This is a genomic window from Maricaulis virginensis (assembly GCF_027922185.1).
GTDB lineage: Bacteria > Pseudomonadota > Alphaproteobacteria > Caulobacterales > Maricaulaceae > Maricaulis > Maricaulis virginensis.
Genome location: NZ_BSFE01000009.1, coordinates 28,894 through 50,743, shown reverse-complemented (window position 1 = coordinate 50,743; position 21,850 = coordinate 28,894). Strand labels below are relative to the sequence as shown.

The following is a 21,850-nucleotide window of genomic DNA, read 5'->3' as shown; positions in this document are numbered from 1 at the left end:
GCAGCCGCCGCGAAAAAAAATGGAGGTATTCCGCATACGCCGCGTTTCAGGGGGTCAGCTACAGATAAATGGGGACTGATAATGGCTGCTTTCAACAAACTCCTGGCCTCGACGGCACTGGCGGGTTCTCTGACATTTGCCACGCTGGCGCCGGCTTTCGGTCAGGACGTGCGCGAGGGGGAGGATCTCGCTGCGGCGCTGAACCGTGTGGCGAACACGCAGAATGTGGAGATCCTGTATTCTCCCGACGTCGTTGCGGGCAAGCACGCCGGTTCTGTCTCCGCCGGCGCCTCGCCGGAAGCCATGCTGCAGGAAATGCTCGCCGGTACGGGCCTGGCGGTACAGCAGACGCGGCCTGATGTCTTTGTGGTGACCGATCCGCCGGAAACCGGCGGCAATGCGCGCACGCCGGCCGCTACCCGGACCGGCCCGGAGGAGCAGGAAGAGGCGGCCACGTTTCAGGAAACCGGTGCACCGGGCTCCATCGAGGGGCGCCTGACCGACCGCAATACCGGGACCGGTCTCGCCGGTGCGGTGATCCGTCTCGCCAACACCTCGATCCGCACGGTGACCGACCAGCGCGGCTTCTACCGCATGCCGGCCGTGCCGCCGGGAAACTACGAGATCGTCGCGGAGTATGTCGGCGCCGGGCAGGAAAGCCTGACGATCCGGGTCGGGGCCGGCGAGGAGGTCGACCAGGATTTTACGCTCAATCCCAGCGGCGCTGAAACCATTGTCGTGCTGGGCAATCGCGGCGGCTTTCTGCAGGCCCTGAACCAGCAGCGCAATGCGGAGAACAACCAGACGGTCATCTCGGCCGACCTGCTGGGCACGTTTCCCGCCGAGTCCGTCGCCGAGGCCCTGCGCCGGGTTCCGGGCATCTCCTTCGAGCGGGATTCCGAGACGGGCGAGGGCGACCGGGTGTCGGTGCGCGGCATCACGTCCGAAGCGATCAATATCCAGCTGAACGGGCTGCAGCTGCAGGGCACGGGCATCGAGCGCGCCGTCGACCTGACCGGCTATCTCGCCGACAATATCAGCCAGATCACCATCCAGAAGAGCCTGCTGCCGGAAAACGAGGGCACGGCCAATGGCGGCCTGATCGAGATCGAGACACGCAGCGCGCTGGACTATGGCGAGCGCCATTTCAGTGTCGGCGCAGAGCACGAAATGCCCGATGGCGACGTGTTCGGCAATGAGAGCCAGTACAATGCGTCGGCGGTGTTCCAGATCAACGACCGGATCGGTATCGGCGGCAATGTCCAGTACCGCAATTCCGACCGGCGCAATTTCGACGTGGCTTTCATCGGTGTGGATGCTCCGGTCTTGCCTGCGGGCTACACCAGCTTCTATTCGCTGCCCTACACCTACAACTTTCCCTTCGATGAAGCCCTTCCGGACCGTTTGATTACCGGTGCGAACCACTTCATCCGCGACCGCTCCGTAGAGAATATGACCGGATCTGTCTTTGCAGCTTGGGACGTCAATGATTCCACGCGGTTGCGGGCAGAGTACCAGCATATTTCCAACGAGGACACGAGCAGCGTTGCGCGGATGACCTCGTCGACCCTGACCTCGTCGACCGATATGCCTATACCGGAACTGGGCGGTGAGGAGCGCCGCCGGACCTATATTCGCGCGTTGCGCCCGACGATGGGAATTGCCGATTCGGTCGAGACCACCACCACCGACGTGTTCAGCGTGCGCGGCGATACGGTGTTCGACCGCTGGACCTTCGAGTACAAGGCCGGCTACTCCAACACGACCCGCGATATCAGCCGAACCACCATTGCTACGCTCGCGGACATCAACACCGACGTGTTCAACCTGCTGGATCCTGGCAGTTATGTCGTCAATCCCGACGCCAACGGTACGGACCGGATCGTCGGTGGCGTGGTCGACTTCTACGGCGATGGTATTCCCGCACTCGCGCTCTCGCAGGCGGGCCGGGAACTGCTGTTCGATCCTGACACGCACTACGTCACGTCCGCGACCGAGAACGAGGGCAGCAATTCGTCCGAACTGTTCACCGCAGCCTTCGACGTGCAGTACGACTTTGTCTCGACTTTTCTGAGCAGTATGAAGGCGGGCGTCAAGTACGACGACTCCTCTCGCACCAACTCGGATGACGTTCTGTCGACCAATGCGCCGACGGCTTTCTACTATTCACGCACGGGCTCGACGCGTCAGGGTATCAGCGAGTTTGGCGGGGGGATTTTCGGCGACTATGATTTCGGCGTTATCGGCGCCGGCGGCTTGGTCCTGCCGAGCCTGCGCAGCGGCTCTGCCCGGACAATCTTTGACGGTGTCGCTGCGTACGCGGCGGCCAATCCTGGCTCCTACCGCGTCACCGACAATCGTGTAGATCCGCGTGAAAGCGCTGGCGCCTTGTCGACTGCCCGTACCGACGAAACACGGCTTGCGGCCTATCTTCAGGCCGAGGTCGAGATCGGCGATCTGACGGTGACCGGCGGTGCGCGCTTTGAACAGATCGAGACCGTTGGCAATGCGATCAGCTCGCCCATCTACCGCCAGGCCAATGGTGTCTATGTGGACCGCGGCGAGTTCATGGATACCGGTCTGATCGATTATTTCGACAATTCCGGCCAGAACGACAAATTCCTGCCGAGTGTGGTTGCCACCTATCGTCCGGGTGACAACTGGGTCGGGCGTTTTGCCTATAACCGGACCATTTTCAGCCCGTCCCTGATTGCCGTGAACCGTCCGCTGACTGTCGTGATCGACCAGAGGCCGGGTAATGAGACGGCGACGATCCGGGAAGGCAATCCGGAGCTGGATCCGGAGATCAACGATAATTTCGAGATCGGTCTGGAACGCTATTTCGGCGACCGCCCGGCCTATGTGAAAGGCGCGATCTTCTACAAGGACATCTCCGGTAATATCACCAATGTTTTGCAGGTGGCCGGCCTGGCCGATGTTGAAGACCGCGTGAATGCCTTCCTGCAGCCGCTTGTGGCCGTTCGCCCCGACCTGGCCCTGTCGCCCGACACACAGTTCTACCTGCAACGTCCGGAGAATGGCGAAGGCGGCGAGATCTACGGGTTCGAACTGGAGGCCGCGACCAATCTCGACTTCCTGCCCGCCAGCTGGCCGGCCTTCCTGGAAAACGTTCAGGTGATGGGCAATGTCACCTGGACCGAGGCAGCCTTCGGAACCGATGTGTCGGCGCGGGACGAGAACGGTGACACGATCTCGCTCAATCTCGACCGGCCGCTGGCCAACCAGGCCGAATGGGCCGGCAATTTTTCGGTCGGCTATGAGGCTGGCGGCTTCTCCGGGCGTTTGCTCTACACCTATCAGTCCGAGCTCGTGACCTCGTATGACGAATTCAATCTGAATACGATCGTGCCGGAGTTCGAGACGCTGGACCTGATGGCCAGCTACACGCTCGAGCGTGGCGGAGCGCGCTACATCTTCTTCCTGGAGGGCGACAATCTGCTCGCCAGCGGCGATGATGCGGAAGTCACGAACGGGACTGGGTCCTACGGTGGTGAAGGGTCCCCGGACTTCTTCTTCCCTACCCGTCTGCAGTTCAATGGCGGCCGGACAATCACGGTGGGCGTTCGCGCTACCTTCTGACCGCATGCGGTCCGGGAGACCGATCATGAGACCGGGTATACGGTCGCAAGCATTGTCAGCGTGGGCTTTCCGGCCCGCGCTGACTTGCGCTTTCAGGCGCAGGGAAAAAGGACGGCGGCAATGAAGGCGCCACGACTGACACAAGCAATGCCGGGAACGTCCGGGCGCTGGCTGGAAGCCGTCGCTGCGGACTATTCCGGCGCGCTGAACGGCTTCTTCCTGCGCCGCACCGGATCGCCGTCCGATGCCGAGGATCTGGTCCAGGAGGTGTTTGCCCGCCTCGCGCAAATGGAGGATGCCTCGCGGATGGACAATCCGCAGGCCTATATCTTCCAGATCGCCGTCAATCTCCTGCGCGACAAGGCGCGCCGGGCGCGGGTCCGCCAGAGCGAGATGCACGAACCCTTCGACGAGGCCTTTCACGGCGAAGGGGGCGGGTCGCCGGAGCGGATGGCCGTCGTGCGCGACGATCTGCGCCGGATCGAGGCGGCTCTCCAGAGGTTGCCGAAGAAGACCCGAACAATCTTTCTGTTGCATCGTCTGGACGGTCTGAAGTATCGAGAAATCGCTGATGCAATGGGTCTTTCCGTGAGTACGGTCGAAAAGCACATGATCAAGGCACTGGCTGCCATCACCCGTCGCATGAAGGGACGGACGGTATGAGCACGGCCGTGAACTATCCCGCCGCCGACCGGCACGAACAGGCCTCCTACTGGCTCGTCCAGATGCGCAAGGACGACTGTTCCGCCGCGACCCGCAAGGCGTTCCGCATCTGGATCGAGGAAAGCGACGCCAACCGCTCGGCCTATGACGCTGTGCGTCATGCCTGGAGCGCCAGCGCCGCGCTCGAGCATTCACCGGCCTTCGAAGCGCTGCGGCGCGATGCGCTGATCGAGAGCGTACGGCGCCGGCGTGCGCGCCCGCCGGTCTGGGCGATGGCCCTGGCGGCCGGTCTGGTGATGATGATCGGTGCGGCGCTCTTCATGCAGCCGGGCTGGCGCATGGGCGTCGGTGCGGGCGGTGCTGACGAGACCGTCGTCGCGGAGACGGCATCGATCCGCATGCCGTCACCTGAGCATACGATCGAGACCATTGTCGGCGAACGCTCGACGGTGCCGCTGGAAGACGGTTCGCAGGTCGAGTTGAACACCTCCACCGAGGTCCGGCTGGCCTTCAGCCCGCAACAGCGCGAGATCGTGATGCTGCGCGGTCAGGCCGTCTTCAACGTCTCGCACGATCCCGAACGTCCCTTCGTGGTGCTGGCCGGCGATCGCCGGATCACCGCCATCGGCACCGAGTTCGAGGTGCGGATCGATGGCGATGATGTGTCGGTGACGCTGCTGGAAGGACGTGTCGAGGTGGCCGAAGTCGTCACCCGTGACGGTGAGGAGGCCGGCCGCGTGGTCGAGCTGGAGCCGGGCCAGCGTCTGGCCGGACGCGATGTTGTCGCCGAACAGGTCGATGCGGAAAGCCTCGACCGGGCGATGAGCTGGCGGCGCGGGCGTCTGGTGTTCGAGAACGAACCCCTCTCGGCCGCTGTCGCCGAAGTCAATCGCTACTCGCGCCAGCAGATCGCTCTTGCGGACGAGGATCTGGGCGATCTGCGTGTCAGTGGCAGTTTCTGGGCCGGTTCGGTCGAGAATTTCGTGTCGGCGGTGACGACCATCTATCCGCTCGAGACCGCGCGCGACGACGAGACCGGCCGGATCATGCTCGACTGGCGCGGATAAGACGGCGGAGCGCCTGACATCAGGGGGTTGCACGCCGGTGCGATACCCCTGACGCCGCCATTGCAGGCGGTGCGGCGGCTTGATATGGGCAGCGCGACCGGCGGGAGCCCTGTCCATGAAGGCCGCACTGGAACGTCTCTACGCACAGCACAGCGCCGCGCTTGGCCAGGCGCTGCGCTGGCGTTTCGGAGACGGCCCGCCCGATCCCGACGACGCCATCCAGATCGCTTTCGAAAAATATATCGAGCTGGGCGCGGCGGCGCGTGTCGAACGCCCGCGGGCCTTCCTGTTCGCCATGGCGCGCAACTGGATGATCGACGAACTGCGCAAGATGGGCGTGCGGCAGCGCCATGCCGAGCGGCAGAAAACCGATCCGCTGCTTGCCCGGGTGGAAGAAAGGACGGCTGAAAACGTCTTATCTTCCAAGGAGCGGTTTTCGCGTCTCAACGCGGCGATCCGGGCATTGCCCGAGCGCCAGCGCACACTGATCGTGATGAGCCGTATCGAGGAGTTGAGCTACCGGCAGATTGCGCAGGAGACCGGCCTGTCGCAAGCGGGTATCAGCCGCGAGATCGCCCGGGCCCTGACGGCCCTGCAGGCCGCACTCGCGACGGATGAGGAAGAATGAACGCAGCCGAGGAAACCCTGATCGTCACGCAGGCGCGCGACTGGCATGTCCGGCAGCTCGGCGGGCTGACCCCGGCCGAGGCCGACGCGCTGCGCGACTGGCTCGATGCGTCGGCGGCGCATGCCGCAGCCTTTGAGCAGGTCGGGGCGCTGTGGTCGGACCTGGGCTGGGACGAGATACTCAATGCAAAGGCGCTGGACCGCGCTGCGGCGCGCGAACGGCGGGCTGTGCGTGGCGGCGGTGGCATACGGTCCTGGCTGCAGGCGGTGCTGCGTCCCCGGGGGCTCTTGGCTGCGGGCGGCGCGGGCCTGCTGGCTGCGGCGCTGGCCCTGGCGGTGTTCTTCACCCTGCCGGGCGATCCGCTTGTGACGGGGCCGGGCGCCGGGCAGACACAGGTCTATCAGACCGCCATCGGTGAAATCCGCGAGGTCGAACTGGCTGATGGCAGCCGGGTCACGCTGGGCGGGCGCACGGCGATCCGGGTCGATTTCGGCCGCGATGCGCGGGCGGTGCGCCTGGTTGCGGGCGGAGACGCGCTGTTCGAGGTCGCGCGCGACGAGAGCCGGCCCTTCACCGTGCAGGCCGGCACCCTGTCGGCGACGGTGCTGGGCACCGTGTTCGAGGTCAATCGCTCCTCCGGCACGACCGCGGTGGGCGTCGTGGAAGGCCGGGTCAGGGTGCAGGGGCAGGGCGGCGGCGATGCCGTGCTGCAGGCCGGCGACCGCATTGTTGCCGAGGCCGGCGCACCCTGGCAGCGCGAGCAGATGCAGCCGGACCAGGCCGCCCGCTGGATGCAGACCCGGCTGGCCTATCGCGACACGCCGCTTTCCGACATCGTCGCCGACGTGAACCGTTATCATGCCGGCGGTGTGCGCCTGGGCAGTGCCGATCTCGGCGCCCTGCGCGTGACCTCCTCTTTCCGCATCGACCAGCTGGAAACCGCCCTGTCCGGCATTGCGCTGAGCCATGGTCTGGAGCTTGTGCGGACCGGGGATGGGGGCTTCGTGATCCGGCGTCCCGGGACCGCTGAATAAGAAGTTTTTGCGAAACTTCTCCCGCACGTGAAAAGAGCTGACACAGCTCCCCGTCAAAAGGGGGCGGACCGGACGGCAAGGCCGGTCTGCCTGGTTTCGATCAAGCCCGCCGGGCTTCCTTTTGAGAGGGGTTTCACCATGAGTAACGGACACACGGGACGGCGCGTCCGGCTTCTTTCCACCGCGTTGGCCGCCGCGCTGCTGGCAGCGACTGGCGCTGCCGCGCAGGATGCTCCGGCGGTCAATGCCGAGATCCGTATCGCGGCCCAGCCGCTGGACAGCGCCATCGATGCGCTGGCCTCGCAGACCGGTCTCGTGATTGTTGCGCCCGGGCCGCTGCTGGACGGGCTGCGCTCGGCCTCTGTGTCCGGCGTGTCCGAGCCGTTCGAGGCACTGGGTATCCTGCTGCGCGGGACCAATCTGGGCTACCGGGTCACCGCTGACGGCGCCGTGGTGATCGAGCCGCTGACGGCCCAGCCCTCGCGCGAGATCCGCGAGAACGAGGTCGAGGCGATCCAGGTCACCGGCACCCGCGTCGATCCGCTCAACCAGCTGCAGACCGAGGCCACCGACTCGCTCACCGGTCTTTCCCGCTCCCTGCTGGAAACGCCGCGCTCGGCGAGCCGCGTCAGCGAGATCACCATCGACCGTTTCGGCATGGAAGATGTCGACGATCTGCTGGCCGCCGTGCCGGGCACGTTCACGGCCAGCTTCTTCGGCGTTCCGGGCAATCTGAATGTGCGCGGCACCCTGGCCGACACCTATTTCCAGGGCTTCAAGCGCATCGAGAACCGCGGCAATTTCTCGTCCAATCTCAGCGCGGCAGCCTATGTGGAAGTGCTGCGCGGCCCGTCCTCGCCGATCTATGGTCCGGGCAAGGTGGGCGGTCTGCTCAACTTCATTCCACGCACGGCCCGCGACGGCGTCGACGGGCGTTATGTCGATGCGGTGACCGGTTCGGTGACCGTGTCCGGCGGTTCCCATGACCGCCGCGTCGTATCGGGCGAAGTGGCCATCCCGGCCGGCCAGGGCGGTTTCCACCTGTTCGGCGAGTTCGAGGACTCCGGCTCCTACTACAATTTCATCGAGCCCGAGCACACCAATATCCAGGCGACCTATGTGTCCGATCTGGGCCGCAACTGGAGCGTCGAGCTCAACGCCATGTATTTCGACGAGTCCGGCCAGATCCAGACGCCGGGCTGGAACCGCGTCACCCAGGCGCTGATCGATGATGGCACCTATATCACCGGCCGCGACACCGACCTGCAGGATATCGATGGCGATGGCTATCTGAGCTATTCGGAGATCGATGCGGCAGTCGGCGCCAGCTGGGGCCTGTCGAACCTGCGCCAGATCAAGGAATTCGGCGGCGCCAACCGTCCCGAGTTTGCGCTGGATACCGGTGTCGGCACGACGACGCTGGACGGCAGCCATATCTTTGCAGATCCGGGCGATTACAATGACAGCGAGACCCTGACGGGCTATGCCTCGCTGGCGCACGAGGCGGACAATGGCAACCGTTTCGCCGTCGAGATCTTCCGCGATCACATCGAGAACCAGCGCTATAACAGCTTCGGCTTCGGCGCCGATTATGACGCAACGGCGATCGAACTGCGCGGCAGCTACAGCTTCCACACCGGGATGGGCGAGAACGTGCGCGCCGACAGCGTGGTCGGTGCCGCCTACCGCACCCATGAAGCCCAACAGTATGAAAGCTTCCTGTCGGGCTATATCGCCCTGGACCGCCGCGATCTCTCGCAGGGCCCGACGGCGACCGACCGGATCGCACTGCCGCGCGATGCCAGCGGCGAGATCATCTGGGACTCGCGCCACGACATGGAGTGGAATTCGCAGGCGGTCTTCGCCGTCTCCGACATCACCCTGTTCCAGCGCCTGAGCGTCCTGGCCGGTCTGCGCTACGACCATTTCGACGTCGAGGCGATCAATACCGGCGCCACGGTGTTCGGGACGGCGAATACGCTGGTCTCGGACAGCGACGGCGCCACGACCTGGTCGCTGTCGGTGCGTTACGAGACGCCCTTCGGTCTGACGCCCTACATCACCTATGCCGAGCCGCGCGCGCTGGAATCCACCCAGACCGGCGGTGTCAGCGTCGGGACCATCGAGTCCGGTCTCTACATCTCGCCGTCCGAACTGCGCGAAGTCGGCGTGAAGTTCTCGCTGCTGGACGGCAATCTGTTCGGCGGCTTGGCCTATTACGAGCAGCACCGCCGCCAGGCCGACATGTTCGGCAATATCGACGGCACCACGGCGGAGGGCTTCGAGGCCGAGGTCCACTGGCTGGCAACCGACAATCTGGCCTTCATCGGCTCGGCCACCATCCAGCAGACGCGGGTCGATGCGCCCGGCGCCGGCAATGGCGAATACCTGCAGGTGCGTCCGGACCTGTTCGGTGTCGATCCGGTGGCCGGCTATGGCGGCACTTTCGCCTTCAACAATGCCGGCTATTTCGCCGATCTCGCCGATGGCTACGAGCTGAACACCATCCCGGAAACCGTGCTCAGCCTGTTCGGGACCTACACCACCGACCCGTTCAGCTATGGCGGCCACGACATGCTCGCCGGCATCACGGCCGGTGCGACCTATGTCTCGGAAACCGGCGGCATCATGACCGGCGATATCGAACTGCCGGCCTACACGCTGGCCCGCATGTCCGGCTTCCTGGAAGTGGGCGCATTCACCGTCTCGGCCAATATCGATAACCTCTTCGACGAGCGCTACTTCACGCCGTCGGCCGAGGTCTACAAGGAAGTGGCCGTGATGCCGGGCCTGCCCCGCATCTTCCGCATCAATCTCAGCTACGACTTCTGATCCGGCCGGGCCGGGCGCTTTGCCGCCCGGCCCGCCTTTTCCTTTGCCCTTCACGACTTCCGGAGACTGCCATGACCGGCTCCCGTCCGACCTCTCCTGCCTTCCTGTCTGCCACACGCCGCGGCGTGCTGGGTGTTCTCGGCGGCGGCTTCGCCGTGCTGGGCGGCGGACTGCCTTCGCAGGCAAAAGCCGACAGCCCGGCGCGTTTCGACTGGGGCGTGGCCAGCGGCGATCCGCGGTCCGACAGTGTCGTCCTGTGGACGCGGGCCGTGCCGGAAGACGATGTCCGCTCGCTCACCGTCGGATTCGAACTGGCCGAGGATGAGGGCTTTTCCCGCATCGTGCGCCAGGGTGCCGCGGAAACCTCCGCCGCCCGCGACTTCACCGTGAAGCTGGACGTGCGCGGCCTGGCTGCCGGGCGCACCTATTTCTACCGCTTCCATGCCGGCGGGGCCGTATCGGCCACCGGCCGCACACGGACCCTGCCGGCTGGCGGGGATGCACCGGTCCGCCTCGCGCTGGCCTCGTGTGCCAACTATGTCTCCGGCTTCTACAACGCCTATCGCGAGATCGCCGAAGCCGGCGAGCTCGACGCCGTGATCCATGTCGGCGACTATATCTACGAGTACGGCCAGGACGGGTATGACGGCGCCACCGGGCGCGAGCTCGGCCGTTTGCTGGAGCCGCAGCACGAAATCGTCACGCTGGACGATTACCGCGCGCGCTTTGCGCTCTATCGCCGCGATCCGGACCTGCAGGCCGCCCATGCCGCCGCGCCCTTCATCACCATCTGGGACGATCACGAGACGGCCAATAACAGCTGGGCCGACGGCGCCGGCAATCATGATCCGGAAACCGAGGGCCGCTGGCTGGCCCGCCGCGATGCGGCGCTGACCGCCTATTTCGAATGGATGCCGATGCGCGATCCCGAGGCCGGCCAGGCGGCCGAACGCCTCAACCGGGTCTATGATTTCGGCCAGGTCGGCACGGTGCTGGTGATCGAGAGCCGCCTGACCGGCCGCGATGCGCAGCTCAGCTATGACCGCGACATGCCCGTGCTCGACGGCGAGCCGGATATCGCCCGGTTCGAGCGCGAGGTGCTTGCCGATCCGTCACGCAGCATGCTGGGCGCGCCGCAGGAAGCCTGGCTGGCCGCACAGATGAGGGCCTCGCGCGAGCGCGGCATCGCCTGGCAGATCCTGGCCAACCAGACCGTGATGGCCCAGATGCGTTCGCCGGACTATATGCGCCACTTCCCGGAAGATGTGGTGACCGCGACGCTGCAGGCCGGCGGCTATGCCGCGGCCTGGCTGGAACGCTCGCGGCTTGGCCTGCCGATCGGTCTGGACAGCTGGGACGGCTATCCGGCGGCGCGCACCCGCCTCTATGATGCGGCCCGGGCGGCAGACGCCAATCTGGTTGTCCTGTCTGGCGACAGCCACATGTTCTGGGCCAATGAGCTGCACCATCCGGCCGATGGCGAACGGGTAGGCGTCGAGTTCGGCACCACCGGCATCACCTCGCCGACTGGCTACAGCTATATCAATGGCGACAAGGACACGATCTACGCCATCGCCCAGCGCGCGCTGGTGGAGACCAATCGCGATATCCGCTTCACCAATGTACGCGATCGCGGCTTCATCCTGATCACCGCGCGCCGCGACGAGATCGAGGCGGACTATATTGGCGTCAGCACGGTGCGCGACCGCGACTACACCGCCTCCCGCCTCCTGACCGCCCGCTCCCGCATCGGCACGGCCGGTCTGGAACTGGAGACGCCCTAGCGACTGGCGTCGAACTCTTGCGGAGGGGTGGTCTGCCCGTATATGTTGCTTGCAAAACCATACTCACTTGGGCGGCGGAGTTCCGGCGTCTGGCTGCAAGGACATGAATGATGGCGTCTTCCACCGCGCGGGCTCTCTACGAACAGCACAAACCGCATCTTGAGGCCGGGCTGGCCGCGTGTGCCAGCCGGGCCTACTGGAGCCCCTTTGTCGAGTCGCCGAGCGGCAAGCTGCACGCACCGGGGCGGGCCGAGGAGGGGCTGGCGCGCTTCCAGGCCCTGCTGGGCAAACCCTATGATCTCGGCCAGCCCGGCGAGACCGGGCGGATCGGCCACGAAGTGTCGCCCTATACCGGCCAGCCGCTGGGCATCGACTATCCCGATTGCGACCCGGATGTGCTGTTCGCTGCGGCACGCCGGGCGATGAAGGACTGGCAGGCTCTGGATGCGGAGGAACGGGCGGGGGTCTGCTTCGAGATGGCCTTTGCGCTGGAAGAACAGGCCTTTGCCAATGCCCACGCCACCATGCATACGGCCGGGCAGGCCTATCTGATGGCATTCTCCGGCAGCGGCGCCAACGCGCTCGACCGGGGCGTCGAGGCCCTGGTCTATGCCTGCAAGGCACTGCGGGATGTGCCGGCCAGTGCGGGCTGGAGCAAATCCTTCGGCCGGGGCGGTGTGGTGTCGCTGGACAAGTCCTACCGCACGCGCGGCCGCGGCGTTGCGGTCGTGGTGTGCTGTGCCACCTTCCCGCTCTGGAACGCCTATCCGGCTGTGTTCGCCAATCTGATGACGGGCAATCCGGTCATCCTGAAGCCGCATCCGAACGGTATCCTGCCGGTGGCGATGGCGGTGAAGCGGATGCGCGAGACATTGGTCAAGGCCGGTCTCGACCCCGACATGGTGCTGATGGCGGCCGACGAACGCGAGGCGCCGGTCACCATCGCCCTCCTGGAACACCCCGACTGTGCCATCATCGACTATACCGGCAGCCAGCGTTTCGGCCTGTGGATCGAGCAGAATTGCCGTGACCGGCTGGTCTACACCGAAACGGCCGGCTGCAACGGCGTCGTGATGGAGTCGCTCGCCGACCCTGACGGCATGATCGGCGGGCTGGCAAACGGGTTCTGCGGCTTCTCGGCCCAGATGTGTACCAGCCCGCAAAACGTCCATATCCCTGCTGACGGCGTCGGGCTGCCCGGCGGTGGTTCGATGAGCTTCGAAGCCTTCGGGCAGGCGCTGGCCGACACGATCGCGGCGCGTACGGCGGATCCCGCGCGGGCGGCTGCCCTGTGCGGTGCGGTCCAGGCGCAGCAATCGCTCGACATCCTGGCGGATATCCGCAGCCGTGTTCTCGCGGCCGGCGGCCGGGTGGTGCTGGAAAGCCGCGCTTATGTCCATCCGGACTTCCCGGACGCACGGACGGCAACGCCGCTCGTCGTCGAGGTCGATGCGTCGCAGACCGAGCTGTTCGGCGAAGAGCTGTTTGCGCCGGTCTGTTTCCTGATCCGCGAGCCGGACCGTGACGCGGCGCTGGCGCATGCCGCGGAACTGGCCAGAACGCGCGGCGCCATCTCCTCCTATCTCTATTCCTCGGACCGCGACTTCATCGGGCAGGCGCAGGATGCCTTTACCGATGCCGGTGCCTCCCTGTGGATCAACATGGACCAGCGCATGCCGATCAATTTTGCGGCGGCCTATTCGGATTATCACGTCACCGGGCTCAACCCGGCCGGCAATGCCTGTCTGGCCGACCTCGCCTTTGTCGCCCAGCGTTTCCGGATCGTGCAGTTCCGCGAGCCGCGCCCGGCGGAGGCGGCTCAATGAGTCTCGATCTGGCCATACGCAACGGTCTGGACGGTGCGGAAATCCTGCGCCGCTGGATCGACGAGGGGCTGGCGCCCGGCTTTGCCGGGCTGCTGGGCTTCCAGGTGGTCGAATTCGGCGAGGGGACAGTGCGTCTGGAGTGCCCGGTGTCCGCCCGGCACGCCAACCTGATGGCGGGCGTGCATGGCGGTGTCATGGCGGGTCTGGCCGATGCCGCGACCGGTTGCGCGCTCCTCTCGCTGGTCGGGCCGGACGAGCAGTTCGCGACCACCGACCTGCAGATCCGCTATCTCAGGGCGGCGCCGCTGGATGCCGGTCCGCTGGCCGTCGAGGCGCGCATTGTCCACAAGGGACGGCGCATGGCGGTGGCCGAGTGCGAGATGACAACGGGCGAAGGCCGGGTGCATGCGCGCGCCTCGGCGAGCATGATGATCACGCCGCGGCCGCGCTGAACCGTTCCGCGAGCTCGCGCCGGACGACCTTGCCGACCGCATTGCGGGGCAGGGCATCGGTGCGGTGCCACGCCTTGGGCACGGCAACGGCGCCAATGGCGGCCCGCACGGCATCGCCGAGGGCGGTATCGCTGACATGCGGGTCGGCGACGATGGCCGCCTCGATCCGCTCGCCCCAATAATCGTCGGCCACGCCGAAGACGCACACTTCACGCACACCGCCAAGACCGGCGAGCACGCGTTCGATCTCCGCCGGATAGATGTTGAACCCGCCCGTGATGATCATCTCGCGGCTGCGGCCGCGTATGTGCAGAAAGCCCTCATCGTCCAGGAAGCCGCGATCGCCCGTGTCCAGCCAGCCTTCGTCGAGGGGGAAGGGCTCGCCGGTCAGATAGCGGGTGGCGACCAGCGGACCGCGCGCCTGGATCGCGCCGGTGCCGTCCGGGCCGGGATCCTTGATCCGCACCTGTGTCGAAGGGCAGGGGCGGCCGGCGCTTTGCAACCGGATGCCGGGCTGCATCTCGGCGGCCGTCATGGCGGTGATCGCCATCGGGGCCTCGACCTGGCCATAGAGCGCGGCGATGCGTGGCCCGAAGGCGGCCTGTGCCGCCTCGATCTGCGCCGGCGGCATGGGGGCGGCGCTGTAGATCAGCTGGCGCAGGGCCGGGAAGCGGTCCGGCCGGGCCTCGCCGCTGGCGACCAGCTTGTTGATCAGGGTGGGTGGCATGAAGGCGATACTGATGCCTTCGCGCTCCATCGTGTCGAGGACGTCCTCCGTGCCGGACGTCGACAGGATCACCTGCCGTCCGCCCGTCGTCAGCAGGGGAAACAGCAGATGGAAGGCGCCGTGCGACAGCGGGGCGACGGCCAGATTGGTGTCGGCCGGCCCGAGGGCAAAGACGGAAACCAGATCGCTGACGACTGTCGCAATCATGTCCTGCGTCTGGGCGACGGCCTTGGGTGTGCCGGTGGTGCCGCCGGTCAGCTTCACGCTCATCACATGGTCCGGCGCCAGGGCCGGCTGGCGCCAGTTGCCGGCGTCGGACGAGAGAGCGTTGAGACCGTCCGGCGATCCGGCCTCGAACCAGAGCGTCGAGGCATCGGTGGTGATGCAATCGGCGCAGGCCGTGTCGCAGATCAGGAGGGCCGGGTTGAGGCGCTCACGCACACCGTCATTGAGCGGACGGGCGCTGCGCGGGTTGAGCGGCAGCCAGGTGTGGCCGGACAGGAAGACCCCGATCAGGGCGACGAGGTGTTCGACATGGTTTTTCGCGGCGATGGCGACGATGCGGCCGGTGTCCGTGCCCAGCCTGGACTGCAGCCCGGCGGCGAGTGCGCAGCCCCGGCGGGCCAGCGAGGCATAGCTCTCCGTTGCGCCTGTGTCGTCGGACGCCGCGACCGCGTCCGGTGTGCGGCGGGCCTGTTCCAGAAAGGCGAGGACGACCGGCGTCATGCCGCGCCCTCCAGCACGGAGACGACGGTCGCGCCTTCCTCGACATCGAGAAAGCCGCCGCCATTCTCCGCGACGGCGATGCGTGCGCCCTCGACCTGGCGCGTCCCGGCTTCGCCGCGCAATTGCATGACGAGTTCGTGGATCTGCGCCAGGCCGGTGGCACCGACGGGATGGCCCTTGGACACAAGCCCGCCCGAGGGATTGACGGGTGTGCGTCCGCCGAGGCGCGTATGGCCGGCCTCGGCATGGGGGCCGCCCTCGCCGATCGGGCAGAGACCGAGATTTTCCACCTGCTGGATCTCGGCATAGGACGTGGCGTCGTGAACTTCGGCGACATCGATATCGGCCGGCGAAATCCCGGCCTGTTCATAGGCAGCCTTCGCGGTACGGGCGCCGATATGGTTGGCAAAGTCCGCCGCATCGCGCGCGGTCGCGCTCAGGAGTGCCTGGCCGCGGAGCGTGACGGCGCGGGCGCACGCCGTCGAAGGCAGAGCGCTTTCGGCCATCAGGACGACGGCCGCCGCCCCGTCGCTGATCGGGGCGCACATGGCGCGTGTCAGCGGCCAGACAACCAGCGGATCGGCCAGCACGGCCTCGACGCTCATCGGCGTGCGGTACTGGGCGAGGGGGTTGTGGGCCGAATGGTCATGGTTCTTCGCGGCGACGGCAGCCAGCTGGGCCTGGGTCGTGCCGAAAGTCTGCATGTGCAGCCGGGCCAGTGCGGCATAGCTGTCCATGAAGAAACTGCGGCCCGCCGTGCCCGCGCCGCGCAGCTCTTCCGGAATGAGACCGGCGGCGAGGTTCGAGACGGCGGCGTGGATGTCGTCGATCCGGTGGATGTCCGTGCCGCCCATGAAGGCGGCCGCAACGGCCCCGGGCCGGTCGGGAAAGAACATCTTCTCGGCCCCGACCACGAGCACGGTCTCGAACAGGCCGGCCCGGATCGCGGTTGCCGCCTGCCACAGCGCCGTCGATCCGCTGGCGCAGGCATTCTCGACATTGCTGACCGGAATGCCCTCAATCCCCGCAGCACGCAGCGCGATCTGGCCGCGGATCGTGTTCTGGCCTTCCAGCATGGGCTGACGGGTGTTGGAGAACCAGGCCGCCTCGATCCGCCCGGCATCGATACCGGCATCGGCAAGGGCTGCCGAAACGGCCTGCGCCGTCAGCGACTTCACGCTGGCGGCGGGCTGTTTGCCCATCGCCGTCATCGCGGTGCCGGCAATGCAGATCCGGGTCATGCGGGCTCCAGCTGCTCCCGCAGTTCCGACCGCACCACCTTGTTCAGCGGATTGCGCGGCAGGGCATCGACCAGAACCAGTTTTTCCGGCCATTTGAACTTGGCCACGCCTTCGGCTTCCAGAAAGCCGGTGACGTCCTTGAGGGTCAGGCTCTCGCCCGGCTTCGGCACGGCAAAGAGGCACACCTTTTCGCCCATCACCGGATCGGGATAGCCGCAGACGGCGGCTTCCTGGACTTTCGGATGGGCGCTGATGAGACCGTCCAGTTCTTCCGGCGAGATATTCATGCCGCCCCGGATGATCAGCTCCTTGCGGCGGCCCTTGAAACGGTAATAGCGCGCCAGATCGCCCTCGCCGGCGATCTCGAACAGATCGCCCGTGCGGAAATAGCCGTCGCTATCGAAGACATCCTGTCCGGCATCGTTGAGATAGCCGTTGAAGACATTGGGGCCGCGGATCAGCATTTCGCCGGGCACGCCGGGTTCGAGGATTTCGCGGTCATTGTCGTTCCAGTCGACGAGTTTGGTCTCGAAACGCTGGCCGAAACGGTTGTCCCAGTCGATGCCCTCGTGTCCGAAACGCGGAAACAACGTGGCGCGCTGCTCCGGATCCGGCACTTCGGCCGGGCCGCCGCACAGGCCGATCCCCTCGTTGGAGCCGAAGAAATTGATGATCTCGATGCCGAACTTGTCGCGGAAGCCCTTGACCATCCACGGGTCCAGCGGTGCGCTGCCGGACGCGATATACTTCACCGCCGACAGATCGAACTTGTCGTGCAGGTCGGTGTTCTGCAGGAAGAGATTCAGCACGGCCGGCGGTGCGATCGTGTAGGCGACCTTTTCGGTGGTCAGCTGGGTCAGGAAGGTGGGCAGGTCGAACGGGTGGTGCAGCACCAGCGTCGCCTGGATCAGCGGCCAGTAGAAGAAAAAGCCGGACAGCGCCGCCATATTGGTCATCGGGAAGGGGTTCAGCATCGCCGAGCCCGGCTCCAGCGGCACGGTGTCTTCGATCGCGATGACCTGGGAGAACCAGTGATTATGCGTGCGCGGCACGCCCTTCGGTGTGCCTGTGGTGCCCGATGTCCAGCACACGGTGAAGACATCGTCCGCCTCACCGGCCGACGGCATCAGCATGCGCGGCTCGGACGTGTCGACCGCCAGGGCGTCCGCGCCCTCGCCCGAACCGCCGAACGTCAGGACAGGCACCGTCTCCGGCAGTGCCGCGGTCATGCGCGCGGCCGCGGCCTCGCCCTTGAAGCTTTCAATGCCGACAAAGCCCTTCGCGTCCAGCTCGCGGGACATGTGGCCGATCTCATGCCGGCCATACTGCATGGGCACCGGGCTGATGATCGCCCCCAGGCGCGACAGGGCGAGATAGAGAACCGACAGCTCGACCGTGTTGGGGAGCTGGACGAGCACGGCATCGCCGCGGCCAATTCGCCTCTGTGCAAGCCGCGCCCCGAGATTGTGCGAGGCGTTGGAAATATCCTGATAGCTCAGCCGTTGCGGATCCCGGCCGATCAGTGTGCGGCAATCCGGCGGATCGACAATGGCCACATGGCCCGGGGCTGCTGCGACAGCCTTGTCGAAGGCGGTGTGGAGCGTCTCGTCTCCCCACCAGCCCTTGTCACGGTACTGGCGATGGCGCGCCTCTCGCGTCGTGGCCGTCATTGCGGCTCCTCCCGTCTCGGTCTGTTCTTGTTACTTGCTTAATCAAACCAATTCCCGCGCCATCTGCCAAGTGCATTCTTCCGCGCAGCCGGCAAACTGTCGCACAGACCCGGTGTTACGCCCAAGTGAGTTTGACTATATAAGTGACGGATGACCCACATGATGACCCGTCCGCCAGCCGACCTGAAGCTCGTCCGATGTTGCTCGATCTGGCGTGCGCTTGAGGATATCGGCGATGTGCCGACCATGCTGATCCTTGAGGCTGTCTGGCTTGGAGAGCGGCGTTTCGACGGCTTTCAGAAGCGCACCGGTCTGCTCAAGGCGCTGCTCAGCCAGCGGCTGAAACAGATGGTGGCGGCAGGTTTGCTGGAAAAGCGTCTCTATTGCGAACGGCCGCCCCGTTACGAGTACATCATGACGGAGAAGGGGCGCGATCTTTACTGGGTCGCCCTCGCCATGCTGCGCTGGGAGCAGAAATGGGGCGCCGCCAAGGCCAAGTTCAAGGTGCGCCTGACGCACCGGGCTTGCGGTGGCGATCATATCGATCCCTTACCCTTCAGCCTGTCGGCCGGCCGCGAATTCAATGCGCGCGATGTCAGCTGGAAGCACGGTCCGGGCATGGGCTGGGTGACGCCGCGGCACAGCCGCCGGCGCAAGCCGCGCGGCGAGGAACAGGGCGCGGACAATAATCTGCTCGATGTCATCCTGCGTGTACTGGGGGACCGCTGGGCCTCGCTGATCCTGCGCTCCATCTTCACCGGCTTCCGCCGCTATGACGAAATCCAGAAGGATGCGGCGATCGCGACCAATATCCTGGCCGACCGGCTGCAATGGCTGATCGATATGGGGCTGATCCACAAGCGCGCCTATTCCGATGCGCCGCCGCGCTATGAATACCGGCTGACGGAAGCGGGGATCGACTACTACCCGGTCCTGGTGATGCTGATGGTGTGGGGCGATCGCTGGTATCTGACGCCGGAGGGGCCGCCGCTGCTGCTCTTCCATCGCGACAGCGGCGAGCCGCTCAAGCCCGTCATGGCCTGTTCGAACTGCCACAAGCCGCTCGATCCCACCGAGGTCGACTTCACCATTGAACCTGTCGACGGCGGCGATCAGCAGGTGTTCTCCACCCGCTGATCCCTGTCTTTGCGGTCAGGATGCCACGGCGATCTGATCGCCCGGCGCCCAGGTGCCGTGGAAACCGGCCGGCACACGCTGGGGCAGTTCCACACGCGCCAGCGGCTGGCCGCCGAAATCGCGCGCATCGAGGATCAGGGCTTCGGACCGGCCGGTCGCACTGTCGGTCAGGAAGGTGATGACATAGCCATCATCTTCCTCCGTTGCGCCGACCCGCGGCGCAAAGGCCGGCTCGGCGCCGTAAACGCCGTCGGCGAAGCGGTGCTCGATGCCGTTTCCGCTTTCCAGATCATACTTCACCAGCCCGTCGAACACCTGGGTGTGCGTGTTGGGAATGGTGACGTGGTAGGCGTATTTCGTCTTGTGTCCCATCAGGTCGAGATTGACGACCGGGAATTCGGTGCGGCGGTCATCGAGATGCTCGACCGTGGTCTGGCCGGTCTTCATGTCGAAAGTCCAGCGGTGCAGTTCAGCCTGCAAGGCCAGCACGGCGGCCATAGGCGCATAGGGGCCGAATTCCGGGTTCGGCGGCAGGCCGTTATCGACCATCTTGCAGGCGTAGAAGACGATCTTGTCGCCTTCCTCCCAGGCATTGCAGCCGTGATAGATGTAGCAGGGCTCGGTCTCGAACCATTTGACGTCGCCCGTGCCGTCGCGTCGCACGACGCCGAAGCGGGCGGGCTGGTTCTTGGGCTGGTGGATCTGCCACATGCCGTTGCGCAGGCCGGCCTCGGTGAACACCACCGGCAGATCCATCAGGATCATGTAGTTCTTGGTGATCATCATGTCGTGCGGCAGGCGCGGGCCGGGCAGTTCGACCTCACGGAACCATTTCAGCTCATTGTCTGCCGAGACAACGCCGGCCGACATGACCGGATTGTAGAGATTGTAGTCGAAGAACAGGAATTCGCCGGTCTGCGCATCGACCTTGGAATGCGCCGACACATTCTTGGGAAGGCGGCCTGCGAAGGTCTCGGTCCGGATGGTCTCCAGCGTACGCGGATCCATGCGTACCGGCTGGCCCGAGACATACCAGAGCGCCATCGCCGTGCCGTTGTGGATAAGGATGTCGGTGTTGGCGGTATCCTTGTAGGTGGTCAGCGCGCTGCGTTCGCGGCGGATCGGCTCCAGAATGCCGCCAGCGTCCAGCGTGCCGGCCCGCTCGGCCTCGTGATCGCGTGTGCGGACATAGCGGTTGCGGTATTCCGCCTTGCCGTTCTCGAAGAAGATGCCGTGCACCATGCCATCGCCGTCGAACCAGTGGTGCATCCCCTCCGGCGCATTCAGCGGATTCGGTCCGTTGCGCAGATAGGCGCCGTAGAGGTCGCGCGGGATTTCGCCCTCGACCTCGAGGTCAAGCGCCGTCACTTCCTTGCGGACCGGGGCATAAATGCCCTTGAGATAGGGGTTGAACCGGTTGAGTTCGGTCAGCTCGTCGCGCTCGAATTCGGTCTGGATCATGGTCATGGGGTATCTCCTTCCGGTCAGCCCGCCAGGGCCGCCGCTGTCGTCTGCATGTTCGTGTCGTGAACCGGTGTGGCGCAAGCGGCGGCGTATTCCGCGGCGAGTTCATCCACGATCTCTGCGACCGGCTGGGTGCGCTTGACCGAACCGACGCCGTGACCGGCCGACCAGACATCGCGCCAGGCCTTCACCTGGTTCTCGCTGTCGGCGAAGTCCGGTCCGCTGCCGCGTGAACCGTCTGTACCGATACCCATCTTTTCCAGGCTCGCGCGCAGATAATGGGCCGGCGCACCGGTCAGCTTGTCGGACAGGACAAGGTCCTCGAACTCGGCCGCAATCAGCATGTCGCGGTATTCGGCGTCGGCCAGGCTTTCCCCGGCCGCGATGAAACGGGTGCCCATATAGGCGAAGTCGGCGCCGAGGACTTCCGCAGCCCGCACCGCGCGGCCATTGCTGATGGCACCGCCCAGCATGACCGGGCCGTCGAAGAATTCGCGCACGGCGGTGACGAAGGCGAAGCTGGACATTGTGCCGGTGTGTCCGCCCGCGCCTGCGGCGACGAGAACGAGACCGTCAGCGCCCTGCTCGATCGCCTTGCGGGCGAATTTGACATTGTTGACGTCAGCAAAGACCAGGCCGCCATAGTCGTGGACCGCGTCGACCACACGCCCCGGCCCGCCCAGCGCAGTGATCACCGCATCGGGCCTGTATTGCTTCACGAGATCCAGCTCGGCATCGAACCGGCCATAGGTCGAGTGCGTGACCATGTTTGCGGCGAAGGGCGCGCGCGCATTGTCGGCATGGGTCGCGGCCAGCCATTCTTCCAGCACATCGATGGTGCGTGCGTTGGGGAAGGGGAAGGAGGCCATCAGCCCGGCTGCCCGCGCGGCGGCGACCAGCTGCGGGCCGGACACCAGGAACATGGGAGCGACGACGGCCGGAAGGCGCATCCGGGCTTTCAGGCGGGCAGCGATCTCGGACTGTGACACGCGGGCTCTC

Annotated in this window: 15 protein-coding genes; 10 read left to right on the top strand and 5 right to left on the bottom strand. The window is 65.7% G+C overall.

The genetic code is table 11. The features are described 5' to 3' along the window. The first annotated feature begins 81 nt into the window (after window positions 1-81). The 9 genes from PKE71_RS13955 to PKE71_RS13915 all read left to right on the top strand — a co-directional run bounded on the left by PKE71_RS13955 (window position 82) and on the right by PKE71_RS13915 (window position 13,886). On the top strand, window positions 82-3,600 hold the full coding sequence (locus tag PKE71_RS13955; RefSeq protein WP_271187604.1) for a TonB-dependent receptor: 3,519 nt from the start codon (window positions 82-84) through the stop codon (window positions 3,598-3,600). A gap of 147 nt (window positions 3,601-3,747) precedes the next feature. Then, entirely contained in the window at window positions 3,748-4,263 is a 516-nt protein-coding gene (locus tag PKE71_RS13950) for an RNA polymerase sigma factor (protein WP_271187603.1), read from the top strand. Beyond that, a complete protein-coding gene (locus PKE71_RS13945) occupies window positions 4,260-5,330 on the top strand; it encodes a FecR family protein (RefSeq protein ID WP_271187602.1) in 1,071 nt (356 codons plus the stop codon). The genes PKE71_RS13950 and PKE71_RS13945 overlap by 4 nt, the downstream gene beginning before the upstream one ends. Window positions 5,331-5,445: 115 nt before the next feature. Then, window positions 5,446-5,958, top strand: a complete 513-nt coding sequence (locus PKE71_RS13940; RefSeq protein WP_271187601.1) for an RNA polymerase sigma factor — start codon at window positions 5,446-5,448, stop codon at window positions 5,956-5,958. Then, window positions 5,955-6,992, top strand: coding sequence for a FecR family protein (locus PKE71_RS13935; protein WP_271187600.1), 1,038 nt, complete (start codon window positions 5,955-5,957; stop codon window positions 6,990-6,992). The genes PKE71_RS13940 and PKE71_RS13935 overlap by 4 nt, the downstream gene beginning before the upstream one ends. Before the next feature lie 138 nt (window positions 6,993-7,130). Further along, entirely contained in the window at window positions 7,131-9,824 is a 2,694-nt protein-coding gene (locus PKE71_RS13930; RefSeq protein WP_271187599.1) for a TonB-dependent siderophore receptor, read from the top strand. Between the two features lie 71 nt (window positions 9,825-9,895). Continuing rightward, the gene (locus tag PKE71_RS13925; RefSeq protein WP_271187598.1) at window positions 9,896-11,608 is read left to right on the top strand and encodes an alkaline phosphatase D family protein; all 1,713 of its coding nucleotides are present in this window, start codon (window positions 9,896-9,898) and stop codon (window positions 11,606-11,608) included. A 110-nt stretch (window positions 11,609-11,718) separates the two neighbouring features. After that, window positions 11,719-13,434, top strand: coding sequence for an aldehyde dehydrogenase family protein (locus PKE71_RS13920; RefSeq protein WP_271187597.1), 1,716 nt, complete (start codon window positions 11,719-11,721; stop codon window positions 13,432-13,434). Next, window positions 13,431-13,886 carry a PaaI family thioesterase gene (locus PKE71_RS13915; protein WP_271187596.1) on the top strand — a complete coding sequence of 152 codons (456 nt, stop codon included), beginning with the start codon at window positions 13,431-13,433 and terminating at the stop codon, window positions 13,884-13,886. Before PKE71_RS13920 ends, PKE71_RS13915 begins: the two co-directional genes overlap by 4 nt. On the opposite strand, the gene PKE71_RS13910 is transcribed toward PKE71_RS13915, so the two are convergent. The 3 genes from PKE71_RS13910 to PKE71_RS13900 are packed head-to-tail and all read right to left on the bottom strand — an operon-like array spanning window position 13,867 to window position 18,250. Next, window positions 13,867-15,339, bottom strand: a complete 1,473-nt coding sequence (locus PKE71_RS13910; protein ID WP_271187595.1) for a class I adenylate-forming enzyme family protein — start codon at window positions 15,337-15,339, stop codon at window positions 13,867-13,869. The genes PKE71_RS13915 and PKE71_RS13910 overlap by 20 nt on opposite strands. Then, on the bottom strand, window positions 15,336-16,580 hold the full coding sequence (locus tag PKE71_RS13905; protein ID WP_271187594.1) for a thiolase family protein: 1,245 nt from the start codon (window positions 16,578-16,580) through the stop codon (window positions 15,336-15,338). The genes PKE71_RS13910 and PKE71_RS13905 overlap by 4 nt, the downstream gene beginning before the upstream one ends. Beyond that, the gene (locus PKE71_RS13900) at window positions 16,577-18,250 is read right to left on the bottom strand and encodes a class I adenylate-forming enzyme family protein (protein ID WP_271187593.1); all 1,674 of its coding nucleotides are present in this window, start codon (window positions 18,248-18,250) and stop codon (window positions 16,577-16,579) included. Before PKE71_RS13900 ends, PKE71_RS13905 begins: the two co-directional genes overlap by 4 nt. 159 nt (window positions 18,251-18,409) lie before the next feature. On the opposite strand from PKE71_RS13900, the gene PKE71_RS13895 reads away from it, so the two are divergent. Then, window positions 18,410-19,387, top strand: a complete 978-nt coding sequence (locus PKE71_RS13895) for a winged helix-turn-helix transcriptional regulator (RefSeq protein WP_271187592.1) — start codon at window positions 18,410-18,412, stop codon at window positions 19,385-19,387. A 15-nt stretch (window positions 19,388-19,402) separates the two neighbouring features. Here PKE71_RS13895 and PKE71_RS13890 read toward each other — a convergent pair whose 3' ends face one another. Together PKE71_RS13890 and PKE71_RS13885 are read right to left on the bottom strand one after the other, a co-directional pair. Continuing rightward, the gene (locus tag PKE71_RS13890) at window positions 19,403-20,854 is read right to left on the bottom strand and encodes a carotenoid oxygenase family protein (protein ID WP_271187591.1); all 1,452 of its coding nucleotides are present in this window, start codon (window positions 20,852-20,854) and stop codon (window positions 19,403-19,405) included. A 17-nt stretch (window positions 20,855-20,871) separates the two neighbouring features. Continuing rightward, the gene (locus PKE71_RS13885; RefSeq protein ID WP_271187590.1) at window positions 20,872-21,840 is read right to left on the bottom strand and encodes an NAD(P)H-dependent flavin oxidoreductase; all 969 of its coding nucleotides are present in this window, start codon (window positions 21,838-21,840) and stop codon (window positions 20,872-20,874) included. Between the last annotated feature and the right edge of the window lie 10 nt (window positions 21,841-21,850).

Excerpts from the sequence above, each read along its gene's own strand:
- PKE71_RS13930 (WP_271187599.1), top strand. The coding sequence starts at position 7,131 with ATGAGTAACGGACACACGGGACGGCGCGTCCGGCTTCTTTCCACCGCG.
- PKE71_RS13905 (WP_271187594.1), bottom strand. The coding sequence starts at position 16,580 with ATGACCCGGATCTGCATTGCCGGCACCGCGATGACGGCGATGGGCAAA.
- PKE71_RS13895 (WP_271187592.1), top strand. The coding sequence starts at position 18,410 with ATGATGACCCGTCCGCCAGCCGACCTGAAGCTCGTCCGATGTTGCTCG.
- PKE71_RS13910 (WP_271187595.1), bottom strand. The coding sequence starts at position 15,339 with ATGACGCCGGTCGTCCTCGCCTTTCTGGAACAGGCCCGCCGCACACCG.
- PKE71_RS13900 (WP_271187593.1), bottom strand. The coding sequence starts at position 18,250 with ATGACGGCCACGACGCGAGAGGCGCGCCATCGCCAGTACCGTGACAAG.
- PKE71_RS13920 (WP_271187597.1), top strand. The coding sequence starts at position 11,719 with ATGGCGTCTTCCACCGCGCGGGCTCTCTACGAACAGCACAAACCGCAT.
- PKE71_RS13925 (WP_271187598.1), top strand. The coding sequence starts at position 9,896 with ATGACCGGCTCCCGTCCGACCTCTCCTGCCTTCCTGTCTGCCACACGC.
- PKE71_RS13940 (WP_271187601.1), top strand. The coding sequence starts at position 5,446 with ATGAAGGCCGCACTGGAACGTCTCTACGCACAGCACAGCGCCGCGCTT.
- PKE71_RS13950 (WP_271187603.1), top strand. The coding sequence starts at position 3,748 with ATGCCGGGAACGTCCGGGCGCTGGCTGGAAGCCGTCGCTGCGGACTAT.
- PKE71_RS13955 (WP_271187604.1), top strand. The coding sequence starts at position 82 with ATGGCTGCTTTCAACAAACTCCTGGCCTCGACGGCACTGGCGGGTTCT.
- PKE71_RS13915 (WP_271187596.1), top strand. The coding sequence starts at position 13,431 with ATGAGTCTCGATCTGGCCATACGCAACGGTCTGGACGGTGCGGAAATC.
- PKE71_RS13890 (WP_271187591.1), bottom strand. The coding sequence starts at position 20,854 with ATGACCATGATCCAGACCGAATTCGAGCGCGACGAGCTGACCGAACTC.
- PKE71_RS13935 (WP_271187600.1), top strand. The coding sequence starts at position 5,955 with ATGAACGCAGCCGAGGAAACCCTGATCGTCACGCAGGCGCGCGACTGG.
- PKE71_RS13945 (WP_271187602.1), top strand. The coding sequence starts at position 4,260 with ATGAGCACGGCCGTGAACTATCCCGCCGCCGACCGGCACGAACAGGCC.